The following is a 7,657-nucleotide window of genomic DNA, read 5'->3' as shown; positions in this document are numbered from 1 at the left end:
ACTCCCGTAGGAATTAGTGCTGGCTATGCTCCTTTGGAACAGTACCAACAGAGTTTGCAGGATTTCTCTCCTGAAACAGATGTTTATGGTCTTGCTGCAACTTTGTTCTATTTGCTTACTGGTAAGAATCCTCCTGAAGCTAGTATTGTCTTGAATGAAGGAATAGGAGATAAGCCTATTGGTATTTCTGATACTGTTTGGCACGCTATAGAGCAAGGTATGAATCCTCGAAAGAAGGATAGAGTGCAGACTGTATCTGAATTTTTGAAGTTGATGAATAGTACGATGCCTACTATCGCCTCAGAAGTATTGACTAATCAAGAGAAAACACAAGTCTTGCCTCAAAAGCTTTCTAGCAATCTTGTTGATACTCATGAACAGACGATAGTTGTCCCAAAGAAGGAAGAAAATGTGGAATATGTCGATGAAGACGACAATCTGTCAAATTCTAGAAGGATCTTTCTGGCGATACTGGCTGTTCTCGTAATTGGTTGTGTTTATGCTTTTATGAAATGTCAAGGTAATAATGAGGCAATAGAAAAGACAGTACCAAATATTGAAACAACTGTACAAGAAAGTGTTCAAAAGCAAGGTGCTGAACAAGATGTAAATGACAAACAGCTGAGCTATAATACATCCCAAGAATCGCAGGAAAAAGTATATGATGTCGTTGAAGAAATGCCTTCATTTCCTGGAGGACAAAGCGCCTTGATGCAGTATCTTGGCAATAATATTCAATATCCGATTGAAGCACAGGAAAATGGTGTTCAAGGTAGGGTGATTATCAGCTTTGTGGTTGAAAATGATGGAGGCATTTCTCATGTGAAAGTTGCTAAATCTGCAGATCCAGCTCTAGACAGAGAAGCTATGCGTGTAGTAGAATCTATGCCTAAGTGGATTCCGGGTAAGCAAAATGGAGAGTGCGTGCGAGTAAGATATAGTGTACCTGTAGTCTTTAGATTAGAATAGAAAAAATGAAACAGTTAGGAAATAATGTTTTGCTGTTAAATGGCAAATACAAAATTGAGCGAGTGCTCGGTCAAGGTGGTTTCGGAATTACCTATTTGGCTAAGCAGAAGGTTTCTGTAGCAGGTGCCTTGGGAACGATTGATGCAGAAATCGAAGTGACAATCAAAGAATTCTTTATGAAGGAACTCTGTAATCGTGATGAAGAATCATCTATGGTGACAGTTCCTTCTACAGGAAGTGCAGAATTGGTGGAGAAATTTCGCCAGAAGTTTATCAAGGAAGCGAAGAATATCTCTAAGTTGACTCACCCTCATATTATAAAGGTGTTGGATGTGTTTGAGGAGAATGGTACCGCTTACTATGTCATGGAGTACATCGATGGTGGCTCATTGTCGGATTTGATAGAGAAGAAAGGTTCTTTATCGGAAGATGAGACCTTGAAATATACGAGACAGATAGCGTCTGCCTTGCAGTATATCCATGCTCATAACATGAATCACTTAGACGTGAAACCAGGTAATGTGTTATTGCGAAAGAATGGTGATGTTGTATTGATAGATTTTGGTATGTCCAAGAATTATGATGTGGCTGGTGAACAGACCACGAGTAGTCCTGTTGGAGTGAGTGTTGGCTATGCGCCTATTGAGCAATCTCGTGTAGGAGGATTGGGAATGTTCTCTCCTGAAACAGACATATATTCTTTGGGAGCTACTATGTTCAAGATGTTGACTGGTCAAACTCCTCCTGAGGCAACTGCTGTCTTTGATGAAGGCTTACCGGAATTGCCGATGGAAATAAGTGAGCAGACGAAGCGAGTTATTGAAAAAGCAATGCAACCAAGAAGAAAGGAACGCTATCATATGATGGAGGAATTCTTGGATGCGTTGGGTACAGAGAAAGCTCAGGTTGTTCATGTAAAAAATGAGAAGGTTCAATCTGAAGAGACTCTATATGTGCCAACTGTGATTAAAGAAAATTCTGATCCGCAAGAGATTGAACGTGTGCAAGAAAAGGTATCATCCAAACCGCTAGATGTTCCAAAGCCTAAATTCTTGAAAGAAGAAGATAAAGAGGCTACGATGTATATTACCGATTACATGGTTCAAGAAAGTAATATTGATACTTCTGATGTTGTTGATCTCGGACTTAGTGTAAAATGGTGTGGTTGTAATCTGGGTGCCACTAAACCTGAAGAGTATGGGGAGTATTATCGTTGGGCAAATGGAATGAATGGTCATTCTTTGGATGGATTTCCAACAGATAAGGGAATTGCAGGTACCAAGTTTGATGTGGCTTATCTTCTTTCTGAAGGAAAATTGAAAACTCCAACTCGTAAGCAGTTTAAAGAACTGATAGATAGATGTCGTTGGAGTTGGATTACTTACAATGGGACAACAGGTTGCAAGGTTACAGGTCCTTCTGGTAAAAGTATCTTTTTGCCAGGCGCAGGTAGAAAGAGTGATTATGGTATCTATCGTAAAGATTCCTTTGGCTATTATTGGAGTTCAAGTAGGGGGCATGGATTGAATGCTTATTATTTATACTTCAATGAGGAAGATTCAGATTTAACATATGAGCCAATCTTGACTTTGCGTTCTATTAGACCTATTTGTGAGTAATAATGAAGCGACTATTATCTTCTTTCTTTATCTTCTTGCTGGCAATACCAACATTGCCAGCAAGAACTTATATCGTTAGCGTGGGCATCGCCGATTATCCTGGTCGTCAAAACGACCTTCGGGTAAGTGCGAATGATGCCATGACCATATCGGGTATCTTTACCAAGAATGGTAATGCTACGGTTGATTGTTTTGTCAATTCAGACGTTACTATCAAAAAGGTATGTACTGTAATGCGTAACACATTTGCCAAGGCTACGCCATCAGATGCTATTATCCTATACTTTAGTGGTCATGGTGTGCCTGGTGGATTGGTGTGTTACGATGGAGTTTTGTATTACTCTTCCGTATTGAGCATCATGAGACAGAGTAAAGCTCAGCAGAAAATGATTTTCGTGGATGCTTGCTTTGCTGGGAAAATGAGAAATACGAATAAGAGGAATACTAACTATTCTAAAGAGAATGTGATGTTCTTTCTCTCTTCTCGTTCAATGGAGAAATCCTTAGAAACTCCAAGACAGACAGGTTTCAAGAATAGCCTGTTTACTGTGTTCTTGGAACGTGGCTTGCGAGGTGGTGCTGATACAAACAAGGATAGAGTTATCACGGCTAAGGAAATCTATAACTTCGTGCATCAAGGAGTAGTTGAAGCGTCAGGGAATCGTCAGCATCCCGTAATGTGGGGTAAGTTTGATGGGAATATGGTGGTGATGAAGTGGTAAAAGATAAAATACACGTATCTTTACCATTCGAATTCGTTTTTGAAATCGGCCATCATTTCTAGAAAGTCAACGGCGTTGCCTGTTCTAGCATATTCTTCTTCACGAGCTAAGACATGATTCGCCAACTCGTCATTATTGCATGATGTCATAAAAGGATATTCTTCGGATTCGTTATGAGCCTCTGTTGCATATTCGTGACGATAGGCAACTGTAGGTTCTTGAACAGTACAGCTATCCTCGAAAAAGCGTTGGGCTTTATCGTTTAGTCGTTCTTTTGAGTTTGACATTATTTTAGTCATATTGTAATCCTCCTTATTTTTGGTTACTCTAATATGTTGCAAAATTACGATTAATATTTGAAAGTACCAAAGTTTTAAAATGATATTTTGTGGGGAAATTTGCAAAAACATGGCAAAAAGTTTGGAAGATACCAGATATTTTCTTATATTTGCACTGTTTAAAGATAGGTGTTATGAGAACAGTTCAAGATTATATAGCAATAATTAAACAAAATAGTTCCAAGATTACTAAAGATTTTGGAATCAAGACCTTGCGCATTTTTGGTTCCGTATCACGAAATGAGCAAACAGAGCAAAGCGATTTGGATGTTTGTGTAGAAACAGAAACTCCTAATCCATTTTTATTGGCCGACTTGAAAGAGTTTTTAGAGGGCTTGTTCAAGTGCTCAGTTGATGTAGTGCGTATTCACAAAAACATGAATCCTTTCTTTAAATCAAGAATTGAACGGGATGGAATCTATGCAATTCGATAAATATGTAGCATTGGATATACTTAATAGAGTACATATTTCTATTGAGCATATAGAAGAGCGTTCACAACCTTATCATTGTGGCGATGATTTTCTGATGTCTTCTACTGGTGTAGCAATTCTTGATTCCATATGTATGCAATTTATTGCTATAGGAGAAAGTTTAAAGGGACTTGATAAGGTTACTAAAGGAGAACTGCTTACAACTCATCCTGAAATTGATTGGAAAAATGTGAAAGGTTTACGTGATATCATAGCTCATCATTATTTTGAGGTTGATGCCGATCAGATTTGGTGGATTATAGAAAATGAGTTACAACCTTTGAAAAAGGCAATTCAAGAAATGATAGAATCTTTAAAACGGATGCTTGATGAGTAATGTCAGGTTGCCGTTTTGGCATTTGGTACTTCCAGCTCCCCATTTCATACATTTATCCCCCAACTTTCTATGCTGTTTCGGATAAATTCACTATCTTTGTCCCCCTGAAAACAACTAAAAGATAAAATGTAATGAAGAAAGGATTGAAATATACTTTGGTTTCCTTAGGCAGCCTGGTCGTTTTGGCTGGTGTTGGTCTGGGGATTATGTATGTGGTGTCGCCATATAAGGTGAAGCGGTGGTTGGGCATTGCTTCATCTTATTCTGATGTGTTCGTTGATAGATTGAAAGGGCAACCTTATACTCGTGGCGGATATGACGGCATTGATGTATCGAAACACAATGGAGTTATCAAGTGGAAGGAAATAGCGAAGAACAAGCGAATCAAGTTCGTTTATATCAGAGCTACACATGGTAAAGGATATGTGGATCGGCATTATTGCCGAAATATCAGACTGGCTCGTAAATATGGATTGAAGGTGGGATCTTATCATCTGATGTCTGCTGGCTCTTCAGCAACTGCTCAGTTCCGGGATTTCCAAAAGATGGTGAAGAAGGGCGAGCAGGACTTGATTCCTGTATTGGATGTGGAGGAGAAAGGCATCCAGGGAAGATGGAAGGGACGACAGCTGCAGGATAGCATACAGGTGTTTGCTGACTTGGTGAAGAAACACTATGGCAAGTATCCTATCATCTATAGCAACGAGAGCTTCTATAATAAGGAGATGGGGGCGAAGTTCAATCGTTATTATCTCTTCATCGCCAATTATAACTCCCGACAACCCTCTATCGACGGCAGAGGAAAGTGCAATATCTGGCAGTATTCAGAAACCGGACATTTGCATGGTATTGGAGAAAGGGTAGATTTAAGCAGATTCATGAATGGTACAACCATCAAGGATTTGATGCTGTAACAAATAATAAAAATGTACCAAGTTATTTTTTTATCATTACGTAAGGAAAACGCCCTTTGTTAGAATGTTACTGCTAACAAAGGGCGGTGATCTGATTATGCCAAATGATTTATTGTTCTAAAGTCTTTGGACAGCAATCGCAATACATTTCTAGAGAGATGACCTCCATTTCGATAATGGAAGTTTTCTTTCATTCGGGTATCAAATCTTTTTTTATCAAAGGACATGGCTTTCTTTTTGTTGTCCCAAAAGTAAACTTTGGATTCATTAGCCATATCTTTGACATTCCCTGTTGCAACAGCTTTTAAAAGCTTTGGATAATTGCTAACCAACGGACCTGTTTGATACCTTATATCTGCTAATCCTTCTTTTATCTGTGGACTGACAGTATCAGAAAACTGCGTCACGGTCTTTAAGGCTTTATCTACTTGAGCAAATGTATTTTTTGCTCGCTGCATAACTTCTGCATTCATCTCTGTTGGGGTAAAACCTCGTACAGCTCGTTTATTGAATGCATCTGTTTGTTTGGCTTTATCTATACCTGGGCCTAGATCCCAATTCCCGTTTGTGGTTTGGTAATAGTAGTACTTGCCATTTGTGAATCCTTTATTTTCTGGATTCTCTCGCATCCATAAGTTTTTTATAAAATTATGGATGTTTGGGGCAGGCTTTGACTATGGAATCTTTCTTCCGTCTTTGGTATATAGAAAAGTCTGTCCATTTACTGAGGCAAGACCACTAAAGGGCTTGTTGGTAACTATATTCCACCACTAGCCATTTTTCTTTTTGAGAATTATTTTATTTGTTTTCATTTCGCTCATTTCTATATTCTTTTTTATTTATCTTTTTTGCTTCTGCATCTATATAGTTTATTCTTGCTGAATCAGGTCCAATCCATTTTTGACTGATAGAGTCGTACCTGTTGTTATCTAACCAATTCTCAGCGTTGGAGACTATTTCGTAATGTCCAATACCAAGGAAGTTTTGTAGCGAATACCATTGACGACAACTCGTTAGGAAGCAGACCGCTACTATTGAAATGAAAAAAAACTTCTTCATTTTAAAAATTTTATTGATATAAAAGTAATCTGTTAAGTGTAATGCTCTTCCTAAAAGAAGAACAAATCATCTAATATGGAAATCAAGTTTGCAGTTTGGGTTCTCGCAAAAACTTGCATGTAGTTTTTTCATGCATGGCTACATAGACCATGACCAAGAACAACCTATCGGATGCTGTTGGCTTTTTACTTTTGCAAAGTTACTCATTTTATTTTGAATAACCAAATTTTTTCTCTCTTTTCTTATGAATAATCCTAAAGAACTTGATTCAGAAACCGGACATTTGCATGGTATTGGAGAAAGGGTAGATTTAAGCAGATTCATGAATGGTACAACCATCAAGGATTTGATGCTATAGGCATTGATGATTTCATACACATAAGCGAGTATTTGATACAATCCACGTATGGATAGCATCATTACTTGCTTATTTTTTTCTACTTTTGCACTCGGGATTTTTACCCTGCTATAAGGATAGGGTTGAGTCTTGGATATTAAAAGTTGAATTTAAACATTATCAATCATGACTAAGAAATGTATTATATCTGTATTGCTCGTAGTGGCATGGGCGTTCATCGGTGTCCTTTTCGTTCCACCTATTTATAATAGGTTCACAAAACCGTTTTTTAAGAATACGGTGGATGCTAAAGAGTGGTATCATCAGGTGGATTGTGAGAACCTGACGCAAGTAAGAGATTATTGCGACAGACGAGGATACAGTACGGATTACTATATCCTCGTGGATTTCTCCAAACCATCTGGCAAGAAGAGATTCTTTATCTATGATTTGCAGCGTGGCAAAAGAGTAATGAGCAGCTATTGCATGCATGGAAGTGGTAAGGGAAATACAGCAGCCCAACCAAAGTTCAGCAATAACCCTGGAAGTGGATGCACGAGTCTTGGAAGATATGTCATGATAGGAAAGGGGGGAATGAAGTTCAAAAACTGCGTTCGCCTTCGAGGGCTCGACAAGAGCAATTATCTGGCAGAAGCCCGTGGCATCCTGATCCATTCTGCTGGCAAGGTGACAAGATTCTCCGGTGAGAAGGAGTATATTCCTTTGGGAACAGAGAGCCGTGGCTGCTTTACTGTATCAAGGAGCTGCGTGGAGAAAGTGATGCAGATATACAAGGAATCTTCCAGGAGAAGACCGATATTGATTTATGCAAAATACAAATAAAAAGAATATTCTATGAAGCAATAGTTCGTTAAAATTTGAGATAATG

10 protein-coding genes are annotated in these 7,657 nt (G+C 38.6%); 7 read left to right on the top strand and 3 right to left on the bottom strand.

Going from position 1 to position 7,657, the window contains the following annotated elements:
* The first annotated feature begins 33 nt into the window (after positions 1 to 33).
* From DW657_RS16175 to DW657_RS16165, 3 genes are read left to right on the top strand one after another with little or no spacing between them, the layout of a single operon-like run.
* The gene (locus tag DW657_RS16175) at positions 34 to 969 is read left to right on the top strand and encodes a TonB family protein (RefSeq protein ID WP_233547195.1); all 936 of its coding nucleotides are present in this window, start codon (positions 34 to 36) and stop codon (positions 967 to 969) included.
* 5 nt (positions 970 to 974) lie between these two features.
* A complete protein-coding gene (locus tag DW657_RS16170) occupies positions 975 to 2,588 on the top strand; it encodes a serine/threonine-protein kinase (RefSeq protein ID WP_118313426.1) in 1,614 nt (537 codons plus the stop codon).
* 2 nt (positions 2,589 to 2,590) lie between these two features.
* Complete coding sequence (locus DW657_RS16165; protein WP_118313425.1) at positions 2,591 to 3,310, top strand: caspase family protein; 720 nt, start codon at positions 2,591 to 2,593, stop codon at positions 3,308 to 3,310.
* 20 nt (positions 3,311 to 3,330) lie between these two features.
* On the opposite strand, the gene DW657_RS16160 is transcribed toward DW657_RS16165, so the two are convergent.
* A complete protein-coding gene (locus tag DW657_RS16160) occupies positions 3,331 to 3,609 on the bottom strand; it encodes a hypothetical protein (protein ID WP_147381980.1) in 279 nt (92 codons plus the stop codon).
* Between the two features lie 173 nt (positions 3,610 to 3,782).
* Here DW657_RS16160 and DW657_RS16155 point away from each other — a divergent pair, with 173 nt between their 5' ends.
* The 3 genes from DW657_RS16155 to DW657_RS16145 all read left to right on the top strand — a co-directional run bounded on the left by DW657_RS16155 (position 3,783) and on the right by DW657_RS16145 (position 5,372).
* Positions 3,783 to 4,082, top strand: a complete 300-nt coding sequence (locus DW657_RS16155; RefSeq protein WP_118313427.1) for a nucleotidyltransferase family protein — start codon at positions 3,783 to 3,785, stop codon at positions 4,080 to 4,082.
* Positions 4,069 to 4,458 (top strand): DUF86 domain-containing protein, encoded by a 390-nt coding sequence (locus DW657_RS16150; RefSeq protein ID WP_118313423.1) that lies wholly within the window; start codon positions 4,069 to 4,071, stop codon positions 4,456 to 4,458. The genes DW657_RS16155 and DW657_RS16150 overlap by 14 nt, the downstream gene beginning before the upstream one ends.
* Positions 4,459 to 4,589: 131 nt before the next feature.
* Positions 4,590 to 5,372, top strand: a complete 783-nt coding sequence (locus DW657_RS16145; RefSeq protein WP_118313422.1) for a glycoside hydrolase family 25 protein — start codon at positions 4,590 to 4,592, stop codon at positions 5,370 to 5,372.
* A gap of 95 nt (positions 5,373 to 5,467) precedes the next feature.
* On the opposite strand, the gene DW657_RS16140 is transcribed toward DW657_RS16145, so the two are convergent.
* Entirely contained in the window at positions 5,468 to 6,001 is a 534-nt protein-coding gene (locus tag DW657_RS16140) for a hypothetical protein (RefSeq protein WP_118313421.1), read from the bottom strand.
* Positions 6,002 to 6,170: 169 nt separating this feature from the next.
* Complete coding sequence (locus DW657_RS16135) at positions 6,171 to 6,431, bottom strand: hypothetical protein (RefSeq protein WP_118313420.1); 261 nt, start codon at positions 6,429 to 6,431, stop codon at positions 6,171 to 6,173.
* A gap of 523 nt (positions 6,432 to 6,954) precedes the next feature.
* Here DW657_RS16135 and DW657_RS16130 point away from each other — a divergent pair.
* Positions 6,955 to 7,611 carry a murein L,D-transpeptidase catalytic domain-containing protein gene (locus DW657_RS16130; RefSeq protein ID WP_118313419.1) on the top strand — a complete coding sequence of 219 codons (657 nt, stop codon included), beginning with the start codon at positions 6,955 to 6,957 and terminating at the stop codon, positions 7,609 to 7,611.
* Positions 7,612 to 7,657 lie beyond the last annotated feature (46 nt).

It is taken from the genome of Prevotella sp. AM23-5 (assembly GCF_003473645.1).
Classification (GTDB): domain Bacteria; phylum Bacteroidota; class Bacteroidia; order Bacteroidales; family Bacteroidaceae; genus Prevotella; species Prevotella copri_A.
The sequence above is the reverse complement of the archived record's forward strand: the minus strand, read 5'-3'. Positions and strand labels throughout refer to the sequence as shown.